This is a genomic window from Bacteroides sp. D2 (genome assembly GCF_025147085.1).
Lineage (GTDB): Bacteria > Bacteroidota > Bacteroidia > Bacteroidales > Bacteroidaceae > Bacteroides.
Genome location: NZ_CP102261.1, coordinates 5,091,370 through 5,113,986, shown reverse-complemented (window position 1 = coordinate 5,113,986; position 22,617 = coordinate 5,091,370). Strand labels below are relative to the sequence as shown.

Genomic DNA, 22,617 nt, shown 5'->3' with positions numbered 1-22,617 from the left:
GTTGTAGAATTATGCTATAGAATCTTATTTGTTATGACCCCTTTTACAAGGAATACTCGAAGAACTTTAGTCTTGTCTATTATCATCTCGTCAAATTCTTCCAAGTTCTTTGGAACTAAACGCCATTTATTAGGATTGTCCTTGCAGTTACGGATATATTTCACAGTTCTGTATTCATCTGTTATAATAAGGTATGCCTCTCCAGGAAGAACACTATCTAAACTGACTTCCTTAATAGCTATAATAGAACCATCATTTATGTCTGGAATCATAGAACGTCCATAAGCTGGTACCGCACAATCACAATTCTGAAATGCAGGTATATGCAAATAGTAATTAGGAATATTAGTCTGATCGTTGGGAAGTTCATCATATCCCATAGTAACATCAACGTCAAAATAAGGTATTCCTTTGGATGATTGTTTGCTTGGTGCAGGCATTTCAGAGGAAATAGAAGTGATAGATTTCGCAGAAGAATTTAGTTTATTTCCGTCGCCAGTCAATAGCCAAGTTGTATTCAAATCTGGGTAGATTGTAGATATTTTCTCTAAATTATTCCGTCTTATAGAGTCTCCTGTGTTTCGGACAAATCCATTGCTTAAACCACAATTCTGCTCAAACATTCTTGTGCTTATGCCTAATTCGTTTATGAATTGGAGTAGCCTATCTCTAACTGTTTCTTTCATTAAATCCTAAATTTTCTTAATATATAGATTATTTCTCTATGCAAATATCTACATGTGTAGATTTTAATTCTATATTTGCACTATAAAGTTAACGTAAAACAATGATAACGCCAAAATAAAAGGGCAATAAAGTTAACAAAATAGATTATTTACTCTAAATCGATATATAGATATGGTAAAGACAGAAAAAATAAAATTAGTGGTTTACAAAGAACATACGCTTGGGTATATTCTACCAGAATTGCCTGATTCAGTTCAAATACTACATTCTTCACCTCTGAAAGGAGCTATTGGTACAACCAATTTGCAGAACAATTTCCAGATCAACAATCCGAATGAAATCAGACTAGCAAGCGAGAGTGATTTTGATGCGTTTGGAATTTCGTTTGATGGATATAAAAATTCACCTGATTACATTTATAAATAAAATAAGAAAATGAAGACAATTCTAGAAGTTTCATTACAGGAAGCAAGTAAGGCAAAGGATGCAATTAGATATAGTTTGCTGCGTACAGAACTAAACCAAACAAGTACCAATGTTTGGGAACTACCAACTTATGATATGAATGATGGATATGAGTGTGATGGTGACGAAGAACTGAAAGATGAAATTCGTGAACTGTTTTCTTCTTTCGGAATTGCAGAAGAAGAGTATTCATTCACTGACAAAGAAACGGAAGAATAAGCTATATAATCCCGGACGGGTTTGACCGCCTTTCCGGGAACTAGAAACTATAAATATAATAATGTATATGGAAAATCAATTAGAAACTATCAAAGCAAATCTGCCTTACGGATACGAAAAGCAGATAGCGAAAGAAGTAGGATGCTCACAGGGTACAGTGCACAATATCCTTAATAATAAGCCGGCTTCTGCTCGCTCAACCTACAAAGCAAAAGTATTGAATGTCGCTGTAAGAATGGCTAATGAAGCCTTGGAAGCTACTAAAGGAGTCTCCAAAGCTGCCGCCGAACTAGAGACTTTGCATCATGGAACTGCAAGCTGACGCTAAACTAACGAAGCGCGAAAATCAGATTGCTGGCCTCGCTTTTTGTGGTAAAGCAAAGAAAGAGATTGCGGATCTCTTGAATATTGCATACGGGACGGTAAACGTAATACTGGATAGAGCTTACAAAAAGACAGGAACAAGTAAACTGAATGAATTAGGCAGTTGGTGGGCTAATAGAGCATTTGCTCTAAATATTGATTTCCAGCAATTGCAGAAAACAATCGTAGCTCTTTCGTTTCTTGGAATTATTGCCTTTCAGATTGCATTTGACTGCAACAACGATCTTAACCGGAGTCGACGGGCAAGAATACGAAGAAATAAAATAGAAGAAGTATATGAACTCTAATCAATATTAATCAGGCAGCATAGCATAGAGATGCAGATGTGTTTCAGTAATAAAATCAGCTCAACACCATTCAAAAGTATAGGAAACAGCCTAATTAGAGATTATGGAAAATTGCTTCGAAATGATGGTCGCCCGATGCATTAAAATTGGGACGGTGCAAACGCTTACGATGCTGGGACTACTCCCCGAAGTAGTAACAATATCACAAGCGGAAGAAATATACGGAAAACGCCTAATAAAAGAGTGGCGCGAAAAAGCCTGGATTAAGTTTTATCCGGCAAATAATAAGGAAAGAGGAAAATATTATGTGAAACGATCCGAATTGGAAACAGCCAGTGCAATGATGGATTTGCATAATAAAGTTCCAGATAACATTATCAAACAACTAATGCAGATCGCTGTATGAGATATATACCGAAATCATCAGAAGTATTACAGGCTCTGCAAGACAGTATCGGAAAGCAGATTGCAGAAAGAGAAGAACAGAAAAAGAACTATGTTCCTACTCCTGTAGAGATTAAACCTGATAAAAATATAAGCATAGAGCCCACGGCCGAAGATATTCTTTTAATGGAGGAATATAGACGTGGAGTATATCAAGGAGATTAATAAAACGCTAATATTTAAACAATTATGAGTAAAATTATTGAAGTAAAAGTGGAAGAGCTAAATGCGCTTCCAGCAACGAAAATTGTCGAAAGTGAAAATGTACAGGCAAAATTCGTTCAAATGTACAATGCTATCTGGGGAACAGATAAAGGTGAGCAAATGTATCATAAAGAAGTATTCAACTTTCAAAAACTTCTCCGTGATAATCCTGATTTGGCAGATTCGACAAAGATGTCTCTATATGGCTGTTTTCTTGATATAGCAGTCAACGGTCTTACACTAGATCAAACAGGACATCCACTTTGCTATATACTTAGCAGAAGCAGTAAAACCGGACACAAGAATGCACAAGGATATGATATTTATGAAAAACGTGCCTATGTTTCAGTTACCGGGTATGGCGAACTGACAATGCGTATGCGTGCCGGGCAAATCAAGTATGCGGATAATCCAGTCGTTGTATATGAGGGAGATCATTTTAAAGCATCCTTAGTTAATGGTATAAAGAATATCGAGTATGAAGCACAATGTCCCCGTACTTCAACCAAAGTTATTGCTGCATTCATTCGTATTGTACGAAATGACAACTCGGTAGATTATCAATGGTTAATGGAAGGTGATATCGAACGATTGAAACATTATAGTGAAAAAGCAAATTCGAAGTGGAACGATCAAACTAAAAGACGTGAATTGGGTAAAGCCAATGCACTCTATACTTCGAATAATGGCAGCATTGATCCTGGGTTCCTTGAGAATAAGATGATCAAACATGCGTTTGATGCTTATCCAAAAGTGCGTACAGGTAAGTTTACTATTATGGATTCGGATCAAGAAGAGGAAGAAATTATCGACTATGGCTTGGTGGATGAAGATAAGGTTAATGAACCCGTTCAGGCTGTGGATAATCCTAATATTCCTTTCGGTGAAGAAAAACAACTGGAAGCTCCAGAACCTGTACAGGTGCCAGTCTCCGATGATGATGAAGACGGTGGATTCTAATACTTACTAACCGATTAAAATAAATAATATGGCAACAGAGTTAATCAAAATAGACGAAGCAAAAAATATTCTGTCATCTTTTCCAGATATAATGGGGAAGAATACAAATTCTGTCAAAAAGTGTAATGAAGCTGGGCAAGCTCTCCTTGACACTATCGAAGGAGAAGGTATGAATGAAACAATAGATCAGGCTACAGCCGACTACTTGAAAAAGGTTAGCGTAACACTCAAAAATATGGATGAACGTCGTAAACCTATTACGCAGATATTTGATAGAATACGTTCCTTTTTCACCTCCCAAGAAAAACAAATTGATCCTAAGGATCCTTCAACAATTCCCGGAAAGCTTGTGATAAAGCGCAATGAGTATGCCAAGTTTAAATACGAAGAAGAACAGAAAAGAAAGAGAGAAGCGGAACAGAGAGCTAGAATTGAAACAGAGAAAGCAAACTATCGACAGATAATAGGGGATAGCCTTCTTTCTTATTTCAACCAATATCTTTCAAGTAAAGTTTCTGAATTGCAGGGAATATTTTCCAACTTGACTTATGAAAACTTCGATCGTGAAGTTATAGGAATCACAGTTTTTCAGACCGATTATCCCAAATCTCATTTTGATAAGTTTAGTGCGGATTCTGCGACTTACTATATTAGTCAAGAAACAAAACAGGAGATTCGCCGAGAAGTTCTAGAGGGCAAATATGAGCAATACGCTCAACAGTATAAGGCAAAGATTGTAAGCGTTAAGCAAGACCTTACCGACCGTGTTCCCTCTAAACGCAAGGAACTTGCAGAACTGGAACAACTTCGTCTCGCTAATGCAGAGGAAGCTGCCAAAGCGGAAGAATTGCGTAAACAACGTGAAAAAGAAGCTGCAGCCAAAAGAATGGAAGAGTTGAAAAAGGAGGAAGAAGCAGCAAAACAAGAGGCTGCACTGAAGGCACAACAAAGCTCTATTGGTAGTCTTTTTATGGAAGCTGCCGCTTCTATTGCTCCTCCACCGACTAACGCCAAGGTGAAAGAAAAGATTGTTGTACTTCATCAGCAGGGATATTTAGAAATATTCCAGATGTGGTGGATAAACGAAGGTCAAACATTGCCTGTTGAAGAACTGGAGAAAATCTTTAAAAAGATGATTACTTATTGCGAGAAGCAGGCGAACGGTAAAGATCAAAAGCATATCGAATCAAAATTCATCCGATATGAAGCAGATGTAAAAGCCAAATAGCCATGTCAAATCCTGATTCATATTACTCTCGTCCGGAGGTCAGCAATTCAGATCTGACAGAGCTTAAGAACTATCTTTATCCCCGTGCTCAATACGGGGATAAAGAGAAGGCATTCAAGTTTGGAACTCTTGTAGATGCTCTTATTACAGAAAACGAGCGTGTAAGATATGACAAGTTAATGGTAGACGATTACGTGTATACGAAAGACGAATTTGAACTAGGGCTTGAAATGCGTAAGGCTCTCCGGAAAGAAGCAGAAAAGGATCAATTTCTAGCTGTCGTTTTAGCACAGTCCGATACACAAAAGTTTATGGTTAATAAACAACAAGAGTTCTTTTATGGGAACTTTGTTTATCATCTTGATACACGGTGTAAATGGGATTGGTGGTTGTCTTCTTTCAACTTTGGAGGTGATTTAAAAACGACCTTCGCAGAGTCCCAAACACAATTTGATGAAGCGATAGATTTCTTTGACTGGGACCGGTCCCGGGCATGGTATATGGATATAGCCGGTAGCAAACAAGATTTTATTTATGCTATCAGCAAGAAGAATTGTAGAATCTTCAAGCATTTTATCACCGACCGGAAACACCCTTCATACATCAGAGGAAAAGAGAAATACGAGGACCTTGCTTTTAAGTGGTGGCAATTAATGGTCTGATTATATTTTACCATAAAACAATATGAATTTACTTATTACATCAAAAGAACAAATATTGGCCGAATTAACCAATATAGATTCATTCCTTAATATAACTATGAGCGAAGATGTAGCAGAAGCTGTACAACGCGGTAATGATTTAGCTGTATATGTTGCCCGCTCTGGAAAATTGCTCGCAGATTCAAAATATTGGCTCAATGAGGCAATGAAATCCGAGGTCATGCAGACGCTTGTAGACACGGCAAAAAGTGCGAAAGCAACAGCGACAGCGATAAATGCTCTAGTCAATTCTTTATGTCGGGAAGAGAGATACTTAGTTGATTGGTGCGAACGTTGCAATCGGACGGCAACACATCAATTATCGTGGTGTGTAACTGTAATAAGTAAAGCTAAGGCAGAAATGCAAATGTCCGGAATGTTTAACAACAAAAAGTAATTATCATGAAAAATCTAAGAAGAGTCACAATCGGAATATCCGTTATCGGCCTGTTTACGGCATTATCTTTCTCTCAAAGAGAAGATGCTACAACTAGAGAAATAACTACGGCTGCCGTAATGGGAGTTGTATCAACGTTTAGTATTATCACTTTATCAACTAAAGAAGATTATGGAACAAGCAAAAAATGAAATCAAGAAAGCGATTATTAAAAAGGACCGCTTGAATGTAGTGTACAATGAACGTTTTTCGGAAGCAAACTATACGAATGTAATTAGCAAGAACTGCGATCAGATCATTCATAGTGACTTAAGAGAGACATTTAATCGTCTTAAATTACATCTTGTCGTATTATGCGAACAGCCGGAAGCTGCCAATATTAATAAGGATAGTTTTACGTCTCCTGGCTATTCAGAGATTCTTGAAAATTACATCATAACCGGCTATGCAAACGATAGTGTCGACAGTGTTTCTGGAATTACTATTATGGGAGCTAAATTACTTCAGTCTGGCAAGGTTGTTGATCTGAAAATCTTCGTTCCTCTTCTTGATGCAGACTATCCTTACTATGAAGAATTGAGCATTGATGCGGCAGCTTGTGATGCGGAAGTTGAGAGTTATCTGTTTGAAGAGAAATGGGGAGTCAGACAGGAACGTCTTGATTTTGATACAGACGAACCGGAAGAAGCCGTTATAATTGAAGATAAACCTAAAAAAAGAGGGCGAAAGAAGCAAATAGAAGCTCCAGCTCCTTTAGATGCAACTGCATAACACCAATCACTATAGGGGGATAATTCCCCCTACAAAATACTCTAAATCATGAATATCGAATTAAAAGGAGATAATTTTGAATTATCTTTCAAATATAAACCTTCTATCGTAGATCGGATCAGGCAGATTCCTGGAAGACGTTTTGACGGTACCCGAAAAGTTTGGATTATTCCGACTAGGAGTAGAGTTGATCTTGAAAGGATGATTTATCAAATACAGCAATTTGAGAATATAAACTGGCTTAGTGGCAATGAAAAAAGGGAAGAAGAAGCTGTTTACGATATTCCGGAACTTCCGGAGCTGGTCATTCCTCATAATCTTAAAATTCAACCTTATCCTTATCAACTTAAAGGCATTGCTCGAGGATTAGAATTAAAACGGTTTATGAACTGTGATGAACCGGGACTCGGTAAGACATTGCAGAGTATTGCAACAATTAATATCGCTGGTGCTTTTCCTTGTCTTGTTATTTGTCCTTCTTCATTAAAAATAAACTGGATGCGTGAATGGGAGAAGTTTACGGACAAAAAAGCAATGATCTTAACTGATAAAGTACGTGATACTTGGACTTTTTTCTTTCAAACAGGAATGCATCAGGTATTTATAGTCAATTATGAGTCTTTAAAAAAGTACTTTGTACAACGTATAAAGAAGTCCGAAGGCTGGACGCTACGAGATGTAGAATTTAGAAACTCAATCAACTTATTCAAATCAGTTATCATTGATGAGAGTCATCGTTGTAAATCTGCATCTACCCAGCAGGCTAAATTCTGTAAAGGGATATGCACCGGCAAAGAATGGATTATCGAATTGACGGGAACCCCAGTTGTCAACAGGCCAAAAGACCTGATTCCACAGCTAGCAATATTGAATCGTATGGAAGATTTTGGAGGTTATAAGCCTTTTGTTAACCGATACTGTTCAGGTCAAAGAGAAGCGTCAAATTTGAAAGAATTAAATTTCAACCTATGGAAATACTGTGTGTTTCGACGTGAAAAGTCACTAGTTCTTACAGATCTTCCGGATAAAATACGTCAAGTAAACACATGTGAAATTACTAATCGTAAGGAGTACGTAGATGCCGAACGTGACCTTATTATGTATCTACAGAAATATAAGGATGCCGACGATGAAAAGATTGAAAAGGCTTTGCGTGGTGAAGTCATGGTACGTATCAATATTCTTCGGCAGATCTCCGCACGTGGAAAAGTACGCGATGTTATTGAATTTGTGAAAGACTTCCGGGAGAATGGAAAGAAAATAATCCTCTTTTGTTCTCTTCATGAGGTTGTAGACCAACTGAAACGTTACTTTCCCACTGCTGTGTCAGTTACCGGAAGAGATTCCCAAGATGTTAAGCAAAGAGCGGTTGATGCCTTCCAGAATAATCCTAAGACAGATATAATTATTTGCTCTATTAAAGCGGCTGGAGTTGGCTTAACGCTTACTGCATCAAGTAATGTCGCTTTTGTTGAGTTCCCTTGGACATACGCCGATTGTTGTCAGTGCGAAGACCGGGCACACCGTATCGGGCAAAAGGACTCTGTTACCTGTTACTATTTTCTTGGCCGTCGGACGATAGATGAGAAGGTTTATCGAATCATCCAGGAGAAAAAGAATATAGCTAATGCTGTAACCGGATCTACGGAAGACATTGAGGAAAATATCGTCGATATGGTTGCACGAATATTTGATACAGATTATGATGATGAGGGGTTTTAAAATGGAGCCACAACAGAAAATAGACCGGCTAAAAAAAGCGGGCTACCAAGTTCAAGAGAAAGGTAACAAGATTCGTGTTACCAAAGGATCATTAATAATCAATGGAACAATTAACCAAGTACACAAAGAAGTTTTTAATCAATAATTATAGGCACTATGAATACGTATAGTAAATATGTACCAAATGTTTTTCTTGCAAAATGTAGTGAAAAACATGAAAAAGGAGAAGTAATCGAGGTTACAACCAAGTATGGAAAAGAAAATGAATGTATTGTTTTCAACCTCATTTACGAACGTGATGGATTCTATTATTACTCGATCGTACGGGCTGATGGATTTAATGTACAAGAGTGGGCTAAACAAAGGGCTGAACGTCGTCATGAATGGGCTACATCTGCTGTACAGAAAAGCAGTGAATACTACAACAAGTCCAATAAAGATAAGGATTTTCTTTCTCTAGGTGAACCTATCAAAGTGGGACATCATAGCGAGAAGCGACACAGAAAAGCGATAGATGATGCATGGAACAATATGGGTAAAAGTGTTCAGTTTGACGAAAAAGCAGCCGAGCACGAAAGGATAGCTAAATATTGGGAACAACGTGCAAATACAATCAATTTATCCATGCCGGAGAGTATCGATTTCTACGAGCATAAACTTGAAGTTGCTCAAAAATATCACGAAGCCGTTAAATCGGGAAAGTGCCCGCGTAGTCATTCTTATGCTCTTACTTATGCAAAGAAAGAAGTAAATGAATTACAAAAGAAATACGAACTCGCAAAGACACTGTGGGGAGATGTTTAATCTGGTAGCCTTTGGGCTACTATAATTCAAGCCAATTTAAATATGAAAGAAATAGAGTTATACAATGATCATTTCCAGAATTATAAAGTTTATGGAATTCCTAAAGCTCAACTAATTATAGCCGATGTCCCTTACAATTTAGGAAATAATGCTTATGCCTCTAATCCCTCATGGTATGTGGATGGTGATAATAAGAACGGAGAAAGCGATAAGGCGGGTAAAGAGTTCTTTGATACTGATAAGGATTTTAGACCTGCGGAATTTATGCATTTCTGTTCCCAGATGCTTGTAAAAGAGCCAAAGGATAAAGCTAAGGCGCCTTGTATGATAATCTTCTGTGAGTTTGAGGATCAGTTCCGGTATATTGAACTAGGTAAAAGATATGGGCTGAATAATTATATCAATCTTGTATTCCGGAAAGATTTTTCCGCACAGGTATTAAAAGCAAACATGAAAGTAGTAGGTAACTGTGAGTACGGTTTACTTTTTTATCGTGAAAAACTTCCAAAGTTCAACAATGATGGTCGGATGATATTCAACTGCTTTGATTGGGTAAGAGACAATGATACACCTAAAATACATCCAACACAGAAGCCGGTTCCACTTCTTCGTAGGTTAATAGAGATATTTACTGATAAGGGTGATGTGGTAATTGATCCATGTGCCGGAAGTGGTTCTACCTTATTAGCTGCCGCCCAACTAGGACGCAGAGCATACGGATTCGAGATAAAGAAAAAGTTCTTTGCTGATGCGAATAAATTTGTATTGTCGCAAGTGCAGCAAGCACTATTTCAATAATTCAAGATAGAAATGAATAAGAATGAGATCAAACTTCAAAAGAATAATTCTAATCGTGATTGGAGCGATTTAGAATGGATTCAAGAGTTTCATTCCTTTTTGTAGGGTGATATTCCAGAAGGAATTTCTTTAGGTGATGAGTATAAAGTTAAACTTACTCCAGAGCAATCAAGTACTGTTATTTGGTATCTACAAGAACACTTCCCCATACTACCGGATTCGATAGAAATGTGTGACGTGTGTAAGAGATTGTATGATAGTTATTCCGAAGGTTGTCATTACGAGATTGAGGGAAAGAACTTTTGTGGAGCATGTGAAGATGAAAGTGAGGCTACATATTGCGATAATTGTATGTCTGATATGTGGAAATCAGAGGGTAGAGATGAAGATACAGGGCTTTATCTCTGCAAGAAATGCAAGGAGAATAAGAAGTAATTGACGAATAACATAAAGATAGTAATGAATATGAGAACAATAAAATTCAGAGGTAAAAACTTATATAATAACGAATGGATATTTGGTGACTTGATTCAGTACGAAAGTGGTGAAATGGCTATTTTCAGCAAGAAACTTTCCCAATATGGATGCGAAGCTACTGAAATGTTTAATAGAAGTAAGGTAGAAACTACAACTGTGGGACAATTCACAGGCTTATTCGACAAGAACGGAAAAGAAATCTATGAAGGGGATATTCTTCACACTATTACATTTGGTTTTGAACCAGAAGAATATACAGCTATTATCCTATATGATAATTGTCGTTTTCAACTTTCTAATGGTCGAAATTTATTCTATTTCGGGCAATCTGATCTTACAAAAATGGATGATACTATCGTGATTGGTAATATCTATGATAATCCCGAATTAATTATCCCATAACAAATTTAGAAAGGAATATCATAATGGAACAATCATTAGTAAAACAAGCAGCTTGCTCCCATTGCTCAAGAAGTTCGAACCTTCGGGGAGGTAGTTTAAAGGCTATCTTGCTATGCAGCACCTCTTCTGCTTTGTTTTTAATTAGAAATGAACGAACTCACCAATAGACAGAAACTTATTATACAAGGCAAAATTTGTCCGTATTGTGGAAAAAATACAGAATTTATGGATAGTTCCATTGTATATGGCAAATCTTACGGTATGATTTATATCTGCCGTACCTGCAATGCTTATGTTGGTGTACATAAAGGAACCGATCAGGCTTTAGGCAGATTAGCCAACAAACAGCTCCGAGTGCTCAAACATGAAGCACACGAATATTTCGATAAGATATGGCGATTCAAGTTAATGAAGCGAACAGAAGCTTATACATGGCTCTCGTCTGTATTAGAACTTCCAGAAGAATATACACATATCGGAATGTTCTCTGAAAAAACCTGTAGACAGGTTATATATGTTAGTAAACAGTTACTGCAAAAATATGGAATCGAATCTAAGACACCTTATTGCGAAAATGACTAAAGAAAAGTGCATTTTATGCGGAAAAGAAACGGTATCGGTTATTAAAACCGGTACCGACTTTATGTGTTATAATTGTTATGCAGATCAGCGTAATCCTACGCGCTCTAAAGAAGTACATAATAACGAGGAAGCTCGAATACAAACAGAGTTCTTTAAACTTATTCCTCTATATTTCCCTAATATACCTGACAAACTTATATTTGCCGTTCCGAACGGTGGAAGCCGTCATATACGTGAAGCTGCTAACCTGAAACGTCAAGGAGTAAAGCCTGGTGTTTCTGATGTGATCGTACTTATTCCCAAAAAGGGTTTTGCTTCTCTCTGTATAGAGTTTAAAACGAAGGTGGGGAAACAATCAGAATATCAAAAAGAGTTTCAAAAACAAGCGGAATCATGTCGTAATAAGTATGTGGTAGTTCGAAGTGCATCACAGGCAATCGAAGAATTACGAAAATATCTTTCTTAATAGAATTGAAATTTGTAATACTGAAATTCCACAGATTGAAATAGCTTTTATATGATAGGGGAGAGGGCATCTATTTTTTATATCTTTGCTCTAAAATTACAAGTATGACATTTGAAGAAGCAGTTTCTTTAGTTGATAGGATAAAAGAGCAAGTTATCGGTGTACCTGTTAAAGGCCGCTTGATTGAATCTTTGTTCATTGGGCCTACAAACTGGAATGAAATGCATGTTTTTATGAATATCTGTCTTCAAAAAGGGGAAGATGAAGCTATCGACGAGTTTATTGGAAAAAGTTTCTCTGTGTATGGCAGGTCAGTAACTTATATTAATCCGGATCTTCCGCGGTGGGATGTAACAGTGTTGGATGACTGGGAAAAAACTATTTATAATTGAAAGAGGTAGCTTATTCGGCTACCTCTTTTTTTACAGGCACCAAAGGAGAACAACTTTCTCGATTAACAACTATATCACGCATATTAGGCTTATTATTAAAATTACGAGATATATTTTTTATCATATCAATATAATTATCTGTCCCATCTTCGTACTGTCGATAAAAGACTTTAATAGATAGGCAGTTATCATGCTCAAATAAAGTATTTAATAATGTCCGATCAGAGTTTCCACAAGAATGCCCCATTATAAAGACCTGATATGGACCTAATGCAACAAACTCCAAAAGCTTTCTATAATTTCTTGTTTTATGGTATCGTATAGATTTAATATTCTCTAGAAAATCATTATTCTGTAATCTCTCTATTCTTTCATAATCATCATCTAGCTCATCACCATATCCGAATATAATGGGATTATTTTCATTGTTAAGCTCTCCATGAATATTAATAATCTTGTCATTTCCATTTTTAATATATAATTTTTCTGCCGTTTTTGTATAATTAAAATTTAGAATCAAGGTGTTTGGTATAAGATTCTCTTTTTTAAAATTGTCATTATTAAGTTTCTTATCAATATAGTACCTCAGTTCTTCATCCTTTGTCAAGCATTCATTATATGAAAGATCTCCATGCCGGTCAATGTCAAAATCAAAACGTATATCCATATTAGAAAAAAAAGAGTTAATAAATGCAGTTTGCTTACAAGTGGCAACTTCTTCAAATTCTACATAACTTGAAAAAGCATCTTGTATAGATTGATGTTTTTTCAGTTCTGTGTTTTCACTAATCCTAGTTAAATATTTTTCTAGCAATCTTTTTACACTATCAAACTCTTTATTAAGCGTATGGATACTTTCGTTTTGCTTTTGGTAATTTTCTTCTTGAAGTAGCTCTTTCAATGCCTTATAATATTCATTTTCTATATCTACCCAATTCACAAGAGAACATTGATGAGATATACGCTCAAAAAAATGATTTGTGAACGTTAAAGTAACTGTCACATTTGAACTAGGATCATTATTATGCTCATCAATTAGTGTATGCAATTTCCATAAAGGACTATCTTCTTTATAAGAAGAACAAACTTTATTAACTCCGGTTTTATCATATTCTTTTCCAATTTTTATAAACTGATCTTCATAGTCATTAAGAGGGTGTTTGCCCCCTCCATATTGTTGGTCTAACAACCGCCAGTATTTATCATAAATCCCTTCTTCAACAGTATCCCAATAATCATTTATAAAATCTTTATATCCAGTCTTTAAATTGTGAGCTAAATCAAAACCGTTACCAATAATTATAATTCTATTCATACTGGAGACTTATTTAAGTTAATGAAAAATTTCATAACTCCTGAACGGAATCATGGGCATATTTATTTTCTTCTGCCATTACTTCTCTCTTCCTATTGGAGCTTTTGGGGGGATAGCTTTTACTGTATCATTGGTTACCATCAGTCAATACCTATACTCCTTTTTCTAGAAATATTTCTTTTCTTAATAATTCAATAGCACTTTCATCTTGCCAATAATCTCTATTAGTGATTTTTTTTAACGTCATAGGCTTATTCGGTCCAATGGTTGTAAGATAAGCTACTATTTCATCAAATGAAACATTAGGGAAAGGTATCGCTACCAAAACATAATACTCAATATTCTTTTTAATGGTGTAAGAAACTAAAAAACCATCGCAATCAGACATCAAATATACACCATCAGGAATCATTCGTTCTGTAGTTATCTTCCATAGCTTAGGAACAACTTCTGAATCAGGTTTTTCAATCTGCTCTCTTATAGTATCATAAAGTTCATCCATCAGAAAGGTATAACCGAATTTTGCAAAAAGTATGATATATGCATTTTTCAACAACGCAACAGAAAGGCGTGTATCATCTACTTTTTTATTTTTATTCTCAATGGACAGCGCCATATCTTCCGCTAGTTGCTTCATATATTCACTTAATAAAGTAGGATTATTCTGTTTAAAGCTATTAGTCATTATCATTCGCCCATCACTACAGACTTCTAATTGACCATTAAAAGTCTTATCAGCAACTTTAACTTTAACGTCCCTTTTTGTTCCTGGTATAAAAATAGAATTCTCATAGTTTTCAATTCTATTTATCAAGTAACAGTCCATAGATGAGCCACACGTATTATTGCATTTTTTACATGTTAAGGCTATTCTTTTACCTCCTAATTTGTCTTGTGGTGCATCTTCTTGTGACAATTCATCCATTTGTTCAGCAGTGAACTTGTTCAAACACAAAGGACAAATGTATTCATTATTGTATGATGAAATATTAGCTAACCAACCTTTTTTATTTAATATATTAAGCTGTTTTTTAGACTTTTCAAAAAATGATTTTGTATCCATATCTTTTCAAATAAATATTTTTTGCAAAAATAAAAAAACAACCTGCCAACGTTAAATAAGTTTCTATGTTTATAAACATAGAAACACAAAAAATAGCCACTTCTAAAATATATTTATTTTAGGTATATATACACAAGCACCCCTATAGCAATAAAAATAATGATTACATATATTTTATCTTTGTGTAAATCCCACCATGATAGTTCTACGACAATTTCTTTTTGATTTAGCAAAACATTAACCTTATTACTTATAGTATCAAGTCGATTTGAGAACTGCTGTAAAGTAATAGACAATGTTTCATCAACTTCTGTTCGTTCCTGATCCTGCTTGGATGCAGTAGTAGTACTTTCTTTAATCGGATGTTGTTTCCCTGTTGAATCTGGAGCAGACAAGTAAACTGTTTTATTCTCAATCTTCAAATCACTCAATTTGTCAGTAGTAATTTTTATCTGCTTATTCACATCCAGCCGTAGTGATTCAATTATACTTTGAATACGACTCAATTCACTGGAATAGTCTACCTGCTTTTGAGTTTCCATATTCCGGGAAGTCTTGCAGGAGGTAAACCATATTCCCAACATCAGGAATATGGTTATATAGATTAGCGCTTTCATGGCCGGATCACTGTATTACGAAGAAAATTAGAAAATTCACTCCTGACATCGAAGCAGGGACAAGCCTTGATATATTCTGCCGGCTCTACTTCACCACTGCCGTCCAGATCCGGCGAAGTATCACGGTGTCCGAGTACTTCAATTATAGGATATTCCTTACAAAGCTTTGCGACCAATTCGCGTAGTGCTGTCCTTTGAGCTGGAGTACGTGTATCTGCAGGTTTTCCAGATGCGTCCAAGCCTCCGATATAACAGATGCCAACACTATGCTTATTATACGAAGACTTTGAAAATCCTTTGGTATTACAATGCGCTCCGTCAATGCTTAACGGTCGCCCATTCTCAACTATTCCGTCAAGATCAACAATGAAATTATAACCAATCTGATTGAATCCCCGAGCCCGGTGTATCCGGTCAATATCTTTGGCTCGTAAATCCTGTCCGGCACGCGTGGCCGAACAATGGATGATAATTGCATCAATAGTTTTCATTTTTTTTCCTCCCATTTTAATTAATAATCACTTGGCGGCTGACGTTTACTACAACCACGCACATCACACTTCTTTATCTCGGCTTCTTTAAGTTTAAGTTCCAGTTCATGTTTATCGTGGATGAGTTGGAGCTTCTCAGCTTGTTCCTGACGGAGTTCTACATAGATTGCATCAATCTTTGCATCACGTTCGGCAAGACGTTTCTCCAACCAATCAACCTGTTTACGTTCATTCTCATTTTCCATACTATCAGCCGTAGCATCTTCCTTGCGAGCATTTGTTTTACGATTTACCCAAAAGGTTACAAGCCATGTGATTGTTGAAGTACCACCTATTGCTCCCAGTACTGCTATCCACTCATTTACTCCCATATCGTATCTTTCATTTTAATACCTCGCTACAATCATCAATAGCTGTCTGAAATACTTGTTTCACTTCGCCAAAGGTTAGCCCATGAGCCTCATGTAGCGAGAATCCAGTTACTCCATTTCGCGAAATATTGAAGAAGCCGACAGTCGTTTCATCTTTGACAATCTCGGCAGTAATATCTTTCACCGCTTCGGTACCACGGGTTGACATTCTGTACTTAATCCTGATAGCGTCCGTAACCTTAGTTGTGGCAGTACTGTTAGTTGATGTAATATTCATTCTTTACCTCCTCCTTCAATTAGTTCATTAATTTGCCCGAAAGCACCTGCCGTAAAGACATCTGCACAAATCTCCTTTAAGAGAGTAGCGTCTTCTGTTGTAATCTCAAGTATTCCTCGGTTATTTATGATTTGTTGGAGCATATTGTAGGCACGTAGTTTTTTTGCCATATCCATACCTGATTGAGGATTCATACCGGCAGCATAAAGCGCTTCCGAAACCATATCACGAAGAAACTGCTTCTGTTCCTTGCCATTGACTATTTTAATGGCTTCCTTACCTCTAAAATCTATTAAAGGTTTGTTTAAATTTAATTTCATAATCATTAATATTAAGCGATTGATACTAATAGTCCTTTTCTGAACTTCATATTACTACCAAAATCAAAATCAATTCCTTGGTAATAGTTTATACTTCCATCTGAATTCCGGCTTGTAATACAACCAAAATTATCGGCAAGGCATAATTCACTCGATAAAGAACCTTTCACATAAACTCCTCCATCAAAAAAGCCAGCGTATGTTGTACTAGCCAGTGGGTAGCTTCTGTCTGATGCATTTAGATTCCTGGAAGCATAAATACAAGCTCCACCAAAATTGGAACCAATAGATGCGATCCCAAAACGTCCGTCTGTTTCTGCATTGAAAGTAACGTTAACAACGCCTTCTTTTGCCGTTCCAGAACCTAATTTCAAACTACGAGATGTTCCGCCAAAATACCCTGAACGCGTCCAAACGAGACGTCCATTTTCGATAGTAAAACCACCTATGAACCCGGAGTCAGCATCTATCCTGCGAACCTTTATCAAATCAGTATTCAAATACCCGCCTACAACAATTGTAGTACCAAGTTTTGCATATTCGACTGCATCCTCAAATGCTAATTTACCCAATCCGTCTCGATCAATCTTGGAGTTAATCATTGTCTGCAGATCACTATGCAGTGCGGTGATTGTAACAGCACCTTCCAAATTAATTTTAGATGAATGAATCGTCGTTTCACCTGCTGCCTGGTTAATATAAGATATAAGCGTATTGCCGTTTTCCAGTTCTTTAGAAGCATATATCTTATTACCGTCAGCTGTAGTAATCCAACCTGCAGTATCTATCCGCTGCGTCAGGCTGTCAACTCGAGTTACTTGTGCGGAGATTTGAGTATTGAGTACTTTCAAATCGGCTGTACACTCATCGGAATAGCTTTTCAGTTTGTCGTGAATAGCTTTGTTTGCTTCTTCAACAGCTGTATTAAAACTAGCTAAAGCAGAGTTGAATAGAGTAAACTTATCATCTACATTCTTTTTTTCCTCAATAGTCGTTTGTCCATCTGCAATAACCGTATTTATTGCAGCAATAAGATTATCAATAGCACCAAATAAGGAAACCTTGGCATTAAGTAAGGCTGTTTTTGCAGAACCTTCCAAATAGGTGTTTACATATAGTTTGCTATATGTCGCTTCAACGGCAGATTTCGTATTTTTGACTGTATTCAAATACTTCTCTATCGCTTTCGCTTCCGCCCCGTCAATGATACCGTCCGCAAATGCGCCATCCACATAATCATGTAAGCCATCGACTGAATCGGCAGCTTCTTGTGCAGCTTTAGCAGCATCTGCAGCGTCCTCTAAAGCTTGTATCGCTTGTTTCAGTGCCTCGTCGGAATATTCCTTTAGTTTATCCTGTATTGCCTTATTAGCTTCCTCAACAGCTGTATTGAAAGTCGCTAAGGCTGAATTAAACAGAGTAAACTTATTATCTACATCTCTTTTTTCCACTACAGTGGTCTGTCCGTCAGTGATGACCGTATTAATAGCATTTATAAGGTTCTCAATACTTCCCATCAATGTAACCTTAGCATTAAGCAAACCGATCTTTGCAGGCCCTGATAAATAAACATTCGTATATAGCTTATTGTAGGTCGCTTCGATAGCTTGTTTGGTATTGTTGACAGTATTGATATACTTTTCAATAGCTTTTGCTTCGGCTTCCGTAATAATGCCATCCGCAAATGCCCCATTCACATAGTCATGTAAGCCATCAACTGCATTATTAGCTTGTTCCGCCGCCTTCGCAGCATTTTCAATTTCTTTGTGAGCTGCTTCCCATTCAGACAAATTCTCCAATCCGGAGGAACCGGCTTTAATTTGAATGTTACCGCCTATCTCACTTTTTACTAGATCGAAATATGTATCACCATCCGGAGAAAGGATTCTTTCTGTTGTTACGCGGCCCGGCAGAATTTCAGTAAATCCGTATAACTGAACAAAACTTCTACTACCTTCATACTCGCTGTTAAGCACTCCAGTGAGTAAATGATAATATCCAGCTATCTGTTCCATTTTAATAGCTGTTTCACTCAAGAGGAATGTTCCAGCTTGATTCTCCTTGCCAACTTTAGCATATAGATAATATTTCTTTTCCGGGTCAATGAATGCCGGAGAATTGTATTCAGCCATATCCCAGTACTTATATTCGTCTGCCTTATGTGAAGAAGAAAGAGAACTAATGCCGAGTGTTAAATGCTGAAGGATTCCTGCCGGAGCGTTCAGTATTCTTGTGCTGGCATTATAAGTAATATTGTGAGATACCTGAACTGGATTCGTTTTTGAATTGACAAAACGGAATTGCAGGCTTTCATCACCTACAAGCAGTTGCATGGTTGAAACGGTTATTGGATTGACAGAGCCGGAGAAGTTCAGCAGTGCATCTTCAAGCATGGACATCGTTTCCTTTGCATCCCGGAACCGACGCTTAGTAAACTGCAGGGCGTCCTTATGCTTGATATCTACCTCTACTTTGTTCGTCTCAATCTTATTCAGATCACTTGAAACAGATGTACTGACTGGTTCGTTTGACAACTCTATTTCCGGAGAATATGGATTATTAATATAGCGTTTGATTCCGATCATGCGAATAAGAGAACCTTCCGGATGAAATTGCGTATCATAGAAATCAACATACCCTCCGAGTACTATTTTACCGCCTATCTCCAACCAGCGTTTTTTAGCCCAAATGCCGTCCAATGTCCCGGTAAATATGAATGCTTTATCTTCATGTTCATACAGGTATTTTGCTGCTTCCTTGAAAGCTTCCCAGCTCGCACCTGTTTGTGTGCTGTCATTACAGATATAAGCCTTCGGCAATTGCATTCCGAACACTGCGTATGTATCACCAACCTTCGGGCGCCAGACTTCCGGTTCCGGCATTGTTATCCCATCGATTTCTTGCGGAACAATTTCAAATCGACGTGCCTCTTTCTTGTCTTTCGCTTCATGGATATACTTTACTTCGAACTCCTTGCCTGTAAGCATGCCGGTTTGGAAAATGACAGTCATACTTTCTCCAGCTATGAGACAATCTTCGAAATTCAACTCTTCCGGGATGTCTTTATCTACAAAGTCAAAGAAGTTATTCTTCTTGTTCACTTCAATAACAGCACTGACAGTACCGACACGGGAAGGATAAATAGCTGTACAGTCCAGACTATCTTCCTTTGCTGTTGTAAGTTCTTTATCGGCACGCATGACACAAGTTCCATCCGCATCGGTCTTATAGATACGCGCCTTAGTAGAATCGAAGCCCTCTTCATTCTCAAATTTGATTCCATCAAATCGGATAGTCTTATTCTTTGGAAGTAACAGGTACTTAGATCCGTATGTAGAATAATCAATATTGCGTTCTGTAGTTTCTACCAAAATTATTTCGGGTGGTATCTCCCCGGATTCGCGACCAACACCGACCTTAAAACCGTGGCCTTTACCATACGACAGTTTCAAAGGGTTCTCCTTGTTATACTCAACTTTACGCAGATGGATAGTCTTAATTTGTTTTCCTTCAACCGTTTCTTCAATGATCTGCCATTCTGTTTCATATAGTTCTGCAAGTTGATTGAAAGCATCAAGAATATAGGTGTGATTGTAGTTGATTACTTTTTCCGTTCCTTCAATGCAATCACCGACTTTCCAACCGGTACTCCGACGGTTCAGGTTTTCAACGAGTAGACGTAGGTGTTCATGTGGCTTGGCTGTATATGAGAATTTAATACTTCTGTCAACGGTATGACGTACTTTCCACAGCATAGCATCAGCCTCCCCAGTTTCCAGAATCAGAGTATATTCGAAGTTACGTTCACCGTTCTTCTTGAAATTGCTATCCCTCTTCAAAGAATAACGCTTCCCGTAGAAGTCACACCAGGAGCCAACCGGAATTTCAATATATCCCGGATGCGAAAAATACAAAGTGAGTGTATATTCTCCCATGATAGCTTCATAAGAGTAGCTTTCATCCTTTACTTCAATGTCTATTTCCTTATCACCATTATGCAAAGTTATCATATCACCAGATTTGAATTTATATTATAAAATATAAATACATAAGTGTAATGAACAGAGTGATTCATCTATTCAAAAAGATAGTATTCATTTTATCTATTGCGGGTCATTTTTTACATAAGTTCTCTCGGGACGAACGCCGCATTGAAAGATTTTTCCAATGTTGTTACAAGGAACCTCGGACAGAATGGATATTATAAACTGCCTGATGGCTTGATGATTCAATGGGGGAATTTAGCTTCTTCATACAGAAATAGGAGTATCTATTTACCCACATCTTTTTATGATAACAAATACATAGCAATAGTTGGAGTTTATGATAGTACAGTAGATAGTATTTCAGTTGTGTCATGTAAGATTAAGACACAGTATACCTCTTATTTTGTCATAGTTCCGGCTGCAACATGGAGCGCTGAAAACTATCTTTATGCAACAGAAGGGATAAACTGGTTTGCAATTGGTCGTTGGAAGTAAAATAATTGTGACACTGGAATAAGAATGGTACACTTTAGTAGAAAATTGGTAGCCATTATTGTAGTCATTTTTGCGCAAAGTTCTCTCGGGACAAATGCAGCGTTGAAAGATTTTTCCAATGTTTCAACAAAAAGCTTCTCTCAAAATGGATATTATAAGCTACCGGACGGGCTGATGATCCAGTGGGGAGTCGGTGGAAAAATAGGGGATGTTAAAACTATATATCTTCCTGCTTCTTTCTATGATACAGCTTACAATGTTGTAGCATGTTCTGGTTTTGAACTCATTTCTGAAGTAGTGGTTTCTGCCGTAATGGTATATAATAAAAATAAATCAAATTTCACGGTTGTACAACGGCACGCGAGTAATGATAGAAATGGTGTTTACACAACAGGATATCCTTTTAATTGGTTTGCTATTGGACGTTGGAAATAATAAAAGATTGGGACATGAAACTGAATATAAACTGTTTTAGTAGAAAATTAGGAGCTATTTTAGTGATTATTTTCCTGCAAAGTTCTCTCGGAACAAAATCTGCGCAAATTAACTCGCAAAATCTTGGACAAAACGGCTATCGTAAATATGAAGACGGACTGCTTATACAATGGGGGCGCTTGGCAAATTCATCCCCAGGAAGTGCGACTATATATTTCCCTGTTTCTTTTTATGATGCCTCCTATCGACTTGTGACTACGATGGAAACAATATCTAATGAACACTCTTTATATACTGCTTTGCCCTATAATAAAGCTGCATCTTATGTGGCTGTCATGCGAAAGTATCTTCTTGCAGATAATAGCATAACTGTAGGCAGTTCTATCAGATCATTTGACTGGATAGCTATTGGACGATGGAAGTAAATATTGACAACATGAATTTGATTATGGATAGATTTAGTAGAAAATTGGTATTACTTTTATTGCTTGTAATTTGGCAAAGTTCTCTCGGAACTAATACTGCATTGAAAGATTTTTCAAATGTTTCAACAAAGAACTTCTCTCAAAATGGATATTATAAGCTACCGGACGGGCTAATGATTCAATGGGGGAAAAAAACTGGCGGTAGTTCATATCAGGGAACTATTACTTTACCACTTTCTTTCCATGATGATTATTATTCATTGGCGTGTAGTGCTATGAAAGGTAATTTAATTGATCTATCAAGTTGGGTTATTAATTATTTAGCTAAAACTAAATCTAGTTTTAACTATATATGTACTTATGCAGCGGAAGGAAACGGAACATCGAATGCGGAATTTCATTGGATTGCAATAGGACGTTGGAAATAAACTA

Annotated in this window: 33 protein-coding genes; 24 read left to right on the top strand and 9 right to left on the bottom strand. The window is 37.0% G+C overall.

What is annotated here, in order from left to right; all coding sequences use genetic code 11:
• Positions 1 to 14: 14 nt before the first annotated feature.
• The gene (locus NQ505_RS18840; RefSeq protein ID WP_008998703.1) at positions 15 to 686 is read right to left on the bottom strand and encodes a helix-turn-helix transcriptional regulator; all 672 of its coding nucleotides are present in this window, start codon (positions 684 to 686) and stop codon (positions 15 to 17) included.
• A 172-nt stretch (positions 687 to 858) separates the two neighbouring features.
• Between NQ505_RS18840 and NQ505_RS18835 the strand changes: the two genes are divergently transcribed.
• The 20 genes from NQ505_RS18835 (at position 859) to NQ505_RS18740 (ending at position 12,390) form a co-directional block, all read left to right on the top strand.
• Complete coding sequence (locus NQ505_RS18835; RefSeq protein WP_008998702.1) at positions 859 to 1,113, top strand: hypothetical protein; 255 nt, start codon at positions 859 to 861, stop codon at positions 1,111 to 1,113.
• A gap of 9 nt (positions 1,114 to 1,122) precedes the next feature.
• Positions 1,123 to 1,371, top strand: coding sequence for a hypothetical protein (locus NQ505_RS18830; protein ID WP_008998701.1), 249 nt, complete (start codon positions 1,123 to 1,125; stop codon positions 1,369 to 1,371).
• A gap of 67 nt (positions 1,372 to 1,438) precedes the next feature.
• Positions 1,439 to 1,693 (top strand): hypothetical protein, encoded by a 255-nt coding sequence (locus tag NQ505_RS18825; RefSeq protein ID WP_005681107.1) that lies wholly within the window; start codon positions 1,439 to 1,441, stop codon positions 1,691 to 1,693.
• Positions 1,677 to 2,042 carry a helix-turn-helix transcriptional regulator gene (locus tag NQ505_RS18820; protein ID WP_008998700.1) on the top strand — a complete coding sequence of 122 codons (366 nt, stop codon included), beginning with the start codon at positions 1,677 to 1,679 and terminating at the stop codon, positions 2,040 to 2,042. The genes NQ505_RS18825 and NQ505_RS18820 overlap by 17 nt, the downstream gene beginning before the upstream one ends.
• Positions 2,043 to 2,145: 103 nt before the next feature.
• Positions 2,146 to 2,448, top strand: coding sequence for a hypothetical protein (locus NQ505_RS18815; RefSeq protein ID WP_005681105.1), 303 nt, complete (start codon positions 2,146 to 2,148; stop codon positions 2,446 to 2,448).
• Complete coding sequence (locus tag NQ505_RS18810) at positions 2,445 to 2,651, top strand: hypothetical protein (RefSeq protein WP_008998699.1); 207 nt, start codon at positions 2,445 to 2,447, stop codon at positions 2,649 to 2,651. The genes NQ505_RS18815 and NQ505_RS18810 overlap by 4 nt, the downstream gene beginning before the upstream one ends.
• Before the next feature lie 24 nt (positions 2,652 to 2,675).
• Positions 2,676 to 3,650, top strand: coding sequence for a recombinase RecT (locus tag NQ505_RS18805; protein WP_005681103.1), 975 nt, complete (start codon positions 2,676 to 2,678; stop codon positions 3,648 to 3,650).
• Between the two features lie 28 nt (positions 3,651 to 3,678).
• Positions 3,679 to 4,878 (top strand): hypothetical protein, encoded by a 1,200-nt coding sequence (locus tag NQ505_RS18800; RefSeq protein ID WP_008998698.1) that lies wholly within the window; start codon positions 3,679 to 3,681, stop codon positions 4,876 to 4,878.
• Positions 4,879 to 4,880: 2 nt separating this feature from the next.
• The gene (locus NQ505_RS18795) at positions 4,881 to 5,540 is read left to right on the top strand and encodes a hypothetical protein (protein ID WP_008998697.1); all 660 of its coding nucleotides are present in this window, start codon (positions 4,881 to 4,883) and stop codon (positions 5,538 to 5,540) included.
• Between the two features lie 22 nt (positions 5,541 to 5,562).
• The gene (locus tag NQ505_RS18790; protein ID WP_008998696.1) at positions 5,563 to 5,976 is read left to right on the top strand and encodes a hypothetical protein; all 414 of its coding nucleotides are present in this window, start codon (positions 5,563 to 5,565) and stop codon (positions 5,974 to 5,976) included.
• A 5-nt stretch (positions 5,977 to 5,981) separates the two neighbouring features.
• Positions 5,982 to 6,167, top strand: coding sequence for a hypothetical protein (locus NQ505_RS18785; protein WP_005681099.1), 186 nt, complete (start codon positions 5,982 to 5,984; stop codon positions 6,165 to 6,167).
• Complete coding sequence (locus NQ505_RS18780; protein WP_008998695.1) at positions 6,148 to 6,747, top strand: hypothetical protein; 600 nt, start codon at positions 6,148 to 6,150, stop codon at positions 6,745 to 6,747. Before NQ505_RS18785 ends, NQ505_RS18780 begins: the two co-directional genes overlap by 20 nt.
• A 48-nt stretch (positions 6,748 to 6,795) precedes the next feature.
• Positions 6,796 to 8,469, top strand: coding sequence for a DEAD/DEAH box helicase (locus NQ505_RS18775; RefSeq protein ID WP_008998694.1), 1,674 nt, complete (start codon positions 6,796 to 6,798; stop codon positions 8,467 to 8,469).
• Between the two features lie 156 nt (positions 8,470 to 8,625).
• Positions 8,626 to 9,273: a DUF3560 domain-containing protein gene (locus tag NQ505_RS18770; protein WP_008998693.1), complete on the top strand. Its 648-nt coding sequence runs from the start codon at positions 8,626 to 8,628 to the stop codon at positions 9,271 to 9,273.
• Between the two features lie 42 nt (positions 9,274 to 9,315).
• On the top strand, positions 9,316 to 10,071 hold the full coding sequence (locus NQ505_RS18765) for a DNA-methyltransferase (RefSeq protein ID WP_008998692.1): 756 nt from the start codon (positions 9,316 to 9,318) through the stop codon (positions 10,069 to 10,071).
• 237 nt (positions 10,072 to 10,308) lie between these two features.
• On the top strand, positions 10,309 to 10,506 hold the full coding sequence (locus NQ505_RS18760) for a hypothetical protein (protein ID WP_138301452.1): 198 nt from the start codon (positions 10,309 to 10,311) through the stop codon (positions 10,504 to 10,506).
• A gap of 30 nt (positions 10,507 to 10,536) precedes the next feature.
• Positions 10,537 to 10,950 (top strand): YopX family protein, encoded by a 414-nt coding sequence (locus tag NQ505_RS18755; RefSeq protein ID WP_008998690.1) that lies wholly within the window; start codon positions 10,537 to 10,539, stop codon positions 10,948 to 10,950.
• Between the two features lie 147 nt (positions 10,951 to 11,097).
• Positions 11,098 to 11,532, top strand: coding sequence for a zinc-finger-containing protein (locus tag NQ505_RS18750; protein WP_032853453.1), 435 nt, complete (start codon positions 11,098 to 11,100; stop codon positions 11,530 to 11,532).
• Between the two features lie 61 nt (positions 11,533 to 11,593).
• A complete protein-coding gene (locus NQ505_RS18745) occupies positions 11,594 to 11,998 on the top strand; it encodes a VRR-NUC domain-containing protein (RefSeq protein WP_008998688.1) in 405 nt (134 codons plus the stop codon).
• A 104-nt stretch (positions 11,999 to 12,102) separates the two neighbouring features.
• On the top strand, positions 12,103 to 12,390 hold the full coding sequence (locus tag NQ505_RS18740) for a hypothetical protein (RefSeq protein ID WP_008998687.1): 288 nt from the start codon (positions 12,103 to 12,105) through the stop codon (positions 12,388 to 12,390).
• 10 nt (positions 12,391 to 12,400) lie between these two features.
• Here the strand turns inward: NQ505_RS18740 and NQ505_RS18735 are convergent, their stop codons facing one another.
• The 8 genes from NQ505_RS18735 to NQ505_RS18700 form a co-directional block, all read right to left on the bottom strand.
• Positions 12,401 to 13,705 (bottom strand): AbiH family protein, encoded by a 1,305-nt coding sequence (locus NQ505_RS18735; protein ID WP_008998686.1) that lies wholly within the window; start codon positions 13,703 to 13,705, stop codon positions 12,401 to 12,403.
• A 151-nt stretch (positions 13,706 to 13,856) separates the two neighbouring features.
• Positions 13,857 to 14,768 (bottom strand): hypothetical protein, encoded by a 912-nt coding sequence (locus tag NQ505_RS18730; protein WP_008998685.1) that lies wholly within the window; start codon positions 14,766 to 14,768, stop codon positions 13,857 to 13,859.
• 113 nt (positions 14,769 to 14,881) lie between these two features.
• The gene (locus tag NQ505_RS18725; RefSeq protein WP_008998684.1) at positions 14,882 to 15,385 is read right to left on the bottom strand and encodes a hypothetical protein; all 504 of its coding nucleotides are present in this window, start codon (positions 15,383 to 15,385) and stop codon (positions 14,882 to 14,884) included.
• Entirely contained in the window at positions 15,382 to 15,876 is a 495-nt protein-coding gene (locus NQ505_RS18720; RefSeq protein WP_008998683.1) for an N-acetylmuramoyl-L-alanine amidase, read from the bottom strand. Before NQ505_RS18720 ends, NQ505_RS18725 begins: the two co-directional genes overlap by 4 nt.
• A gap of 20 nt (positions 15,877 to 15,896) precedes the next feature.
• Positions 15,897 to 16,247: a hypothetical protein gene (locus NQ505_RS18715; RefSeq protein WP_008998682.1), complete on the bottom strand. Its 351-nt coding sequence runs from the start codon at positions 16,245 to 16,247 to the stop codon at positions 15,897 to 15,899.
• Between the two features lie 10 nt (positions 16,248 to 16,257).
• Positions 16,258 to 16,524: a hypothetical protein gene (locus NQ505_RS18710; protein ID WP_008998681.1), complete on the bottom strand. Its 267-nt coding sequence runs from the start codon at positions 16,522 to 16,524 to the stop codon at positions 16,258 to 16,260.
• Positions 16,521 to 16,844 (bottom strand): hypothetical protein, encoded by a 324-nt coding sequence (locus tag NQ505_RS18705; RefSeq protein ID WP_008998680.1) that lies wholly within the window; start codon positions 16,842 to 16,844, stop codon positions 16,521 to 16,523. Before NQ505_RS18705 ends, NQ505_RS18710 begins: the two co-directional genes overlap by 4 nt.
• Before the next feature lie 11 nt (positions 16,845 to 16,855).
• Positions 16,856 to 20,854 carry a hypothetical protein gene (locus NQ505_RS18700; RefSeq protein ID WP_008998679.1) on the bottom strand — a complete coding sequence of 1,333 codons (3,999 nt, stop codon included), beginning with the start codon at positions 20,852 to 20,854 and terminating at the stop codon, positions 16,856 to 16,858.
• 213 nt (positions 20,855 to 21,067) lie between these two features.
• On the opposite strand from NQ505_RS18700, the gene NQ505_RS26270 reads away from it, so the two are divergent.
• From NQ505_RS26270 to NQ505_RS18685, 4 genes are read left to right on the top strand one after another with little or no spacing between them, the layout of a single operon-like run.
• A complete protein-coding gene (locus tag NQ505_RS26270; RefSeq protein ID WP_008998677.1) occupies positions 21,068 to 21,325 on the top strand; it encodes a gp53-like domain-containing protein in 258 nt (85 codons plus the stop codon).
• A gap of 24 nt (positions 21,326 to 21,349) precedes the next feature.
• Positions 21,350 to 21,760, top strand: coding sequence for a gp53-like domain-containing protein (locus NQ505_RS18695; protein ID WP_008998676.1), 411 nt, complete (start codon positions 21,350 to 21,352; stop codon positions 21,758 to 21,760).
• Positions 21,761 to 21,774: 14 nt separating this feature from the next.
• The gene (locus tag NQ505_RS18690; protein WP_008998675.1) at positions 21,775 to 22,185 is read left to right on the top strand and encodes a gp53-like domain-containing protein; all 411 of its coding nucleotides are present in this window, start codon (positions 21,775 to 21,777) and stop codon (positions 22,183 to 22,185) included.
• An 11-nt stretch (positions 22,186 to 22,196) separates the two neighbouring features.
• The gene (locus tag NQ505_RS18685; RefSeq protein ID WP_008998674.1) at positions 22,197 to 22,613 is read left to right on the top strand and encodes a gp53-like domain-containing protein; all 417 of its coding nucleotides are present in this window, start codon (positions 22,197 to 22,199) and stop codon (positions 22,611 to 22,613) included.
• The last annotated feature ends 4 nt before the right edge of the window (positions 22,614 to 22,617 follow it).

Coding starts and splice junctions, on each gene's coding strand:
- NQ505_RS18710 (WP_008998681.1), bottom strand. CDS start 16,524: ATGAATATTACATCAACTAACAGTACTGCCACAACTAAGGTTACGGAC.
- NQ505_RS18740 (WP_008998687.1), top strand. CDS start 12,103: ATGACATTTGAAGAAGCAGTTTCTTTAGTTGATAGGATAAAAGAGCAA.
- NQ505_RS18820 (WP_008998700.1), top strand. CDS start 1,677: ATGGAACTGCAAGCTGACGCTAAACTAACGAAGCGCGAAAATCAGATT.
- NQ505_RS18755 (WP_008998690.1), top strand. CDS start 10,537: ATGAGAACAATAAAATTCAGAGGTAAAAACTTATATAATAACGAATGG.
- NQ505_RS18700 (WP_008998679.1), bottom strand. CDS start 20,854: ATGATAACTTTGCATAATGGTGATAAGGAAATAGACATTGAAGTAAAG.
- NQ505_RS18830 (WP_008998701.1), top strand. CDS start 1,123: ATGAAGACAATTCTAGAAGTTTCATTACAGGAAGCAAGTAAGGCAAAG.
- NQ505_RS18735 (WP_008998686.1), bottom strand. CDS start 13,705: ATGAATAGAATTATAATTATTGGTAACGGTTTTGATTTAGCTCACAAT.
- NQ505_RS18695 (WP_008998676.1), top strand. CDS start 21,350: ATGGTACACTTTAGTAGAAAATTGGTAGCCATTATTGTAGTCATTTTT.
- NQ505_RS18780 (WP_008998695.1), top strand. CDS start 6,148: ATGGAACAAGCAAAAAATGAAATCAAGAAAGCGATTATTAAAAAGGAC.
- NQ505_RS18805 (WP_005681103.1), top strand. CDS start 2,676: ATGAGTAAAATTATTGAAGTAAAAGTGGAAGAGCTAAATGCGCTTCCA.
- NQ505_RS18775 (WP_008998694.1), top strand. CDS start 6,796: ATGAATATCGAATTAAAAGGAGATAATTTTGAATTATCTTTCAAATAT.
- NQ505_RS18770 (WP_008998693.1), top strand. CDS start 8,626: ATGAATACGTATAGTAAATATGTACCAAATGTTTTTCTTGCAAAATGT.
- NQ505_RS18715 (WP_008998682.1), bottom strand. CDS start 16,247: ATGGGAGTAAATGAGTGGATAGCAGTACTGGGAGCAATAGGTGGTACT.
- NQ505_RS18800 (WP_008998698.1), top strand. CDS start 3,679: ATGGCAACAGAGTTAATCAAAATAGACGAAGCAAAAAATATTCTGTCA.
- NQ505_RS18840 (WP_008998703.1), bottom strand. CDS start 686: ATGAAAGAAACAGTTAGAGATAGGCTACTCCAATTCATAAACGAATTA.
- NQ505_RS18730 (WP_008998685.1), bottom strand. CDS start 14,768: ATGGATACAAAATCATTTTTTGAAAAGTCTAAAAAACAGCTTAATATA.
- NQ505_RS26270 (WP_008998677.1), top strand. CDS start 21,068: ATGATTCAATGGGGGAATTTAGCTTCTTCATACAGAAATAGGAGTATC.
- NQ505_RS18685 (WP_008998674.1), top strand. CDS start 22,197: ATGAATTTGATTATGGATAGATTTAGTAGAAAATTGGTATTACTTTTA.
- NQ505_RS18825 (WP_005681107.1), top strand. CDS start 1,439: ATGGAAAATCAATTAGAAACTATCAAAGCAAATCTGCCTTACGGATAC.
- NQ505_RS18810 (WP_008998699.1), top strand. CDS start 2,445: ATGAGATATATACCGAAATCATCAGAAGTATTACAGGCTCTGCAAGAC.
- NQ505_RS18745 (WP_008998688.1), top strand. CDS start 11,594: ATGTGTTATAATTGTTATGCAGATCAGCGTAATCCTACGCGCTCTAAA.
- NQ505_RS18765 (WP_008998692.1), top strand. CDS start 9,316: ATGAAAGAAATAGAGTTATACAATGATCATTTCCAGAATTATAAAGTT.
- NQ505_RS18815 (WP_005681105.1), top strand. CDS start 2,146: ATGGAAAATTGCTTCGAAATGATGGTCGCCCGATGCATTAAAATTGGG.
- NQ505_RS18690 (WP_008998675.1), top strand. CDS start 21,775: ATGAAACTGAATATAAACTGTTTTAGTAGAAAATTAGGAGCTATTTTA.
- NQ505_RS18835 (WP_008998702.1), top strand. CDS start 859: ATGGTAAAGACAGAAAAAATAAAATTAGTGGTTTACAAAGAACATACG.
- NQ505_RS18795 (WP_008998697.1), top strand. CDS start 4,881: ATGTCAAATCCTGATTCATATTACTCTCGTCCGGAGGTCAGCAATTCA.
- NQ505_RS18790 (WP_008998696.1), top strand. CDS start 5,563: ATGAATTTACTTATTACATCAAAAGAACAAATATTGGCCGAATTAACC.
- NQ505_RS18720 (WP_008998683.1), bottom strand. CDS start 15,876: ATGAAAACTATTGATGCAATTATCATCCATTGTTCGGCCACGCGTGCC.
- NQ505_RS18705 (WP_008998680.1), bottom strand. CDS start 16,844: ATGAAATTAAATTTAAACAAACCTTTAATAGATTTTAGAGGTAAGGAA.
- NQ505_RS18785 (WP_005681099.1), top strand. CDS start 5,982: ATGAAAAATCTAAGAAGAGTCACAATCGGAATATCCGTTATCGGCCTG.
- NQ505_RS18725 (WP_008998684.1), bottom strand. CDS start 15,385: ATGAAAGCGCTAATCTATATAACCATATTCCTGATGTTGGGAATATGG.
- NQ505_RS18750 (WP_032853453.1), top strand. CDS start 11,098: ATGAACGAACTCACCAATAGACAGAAACTTATTATACAAGGCAAAATT.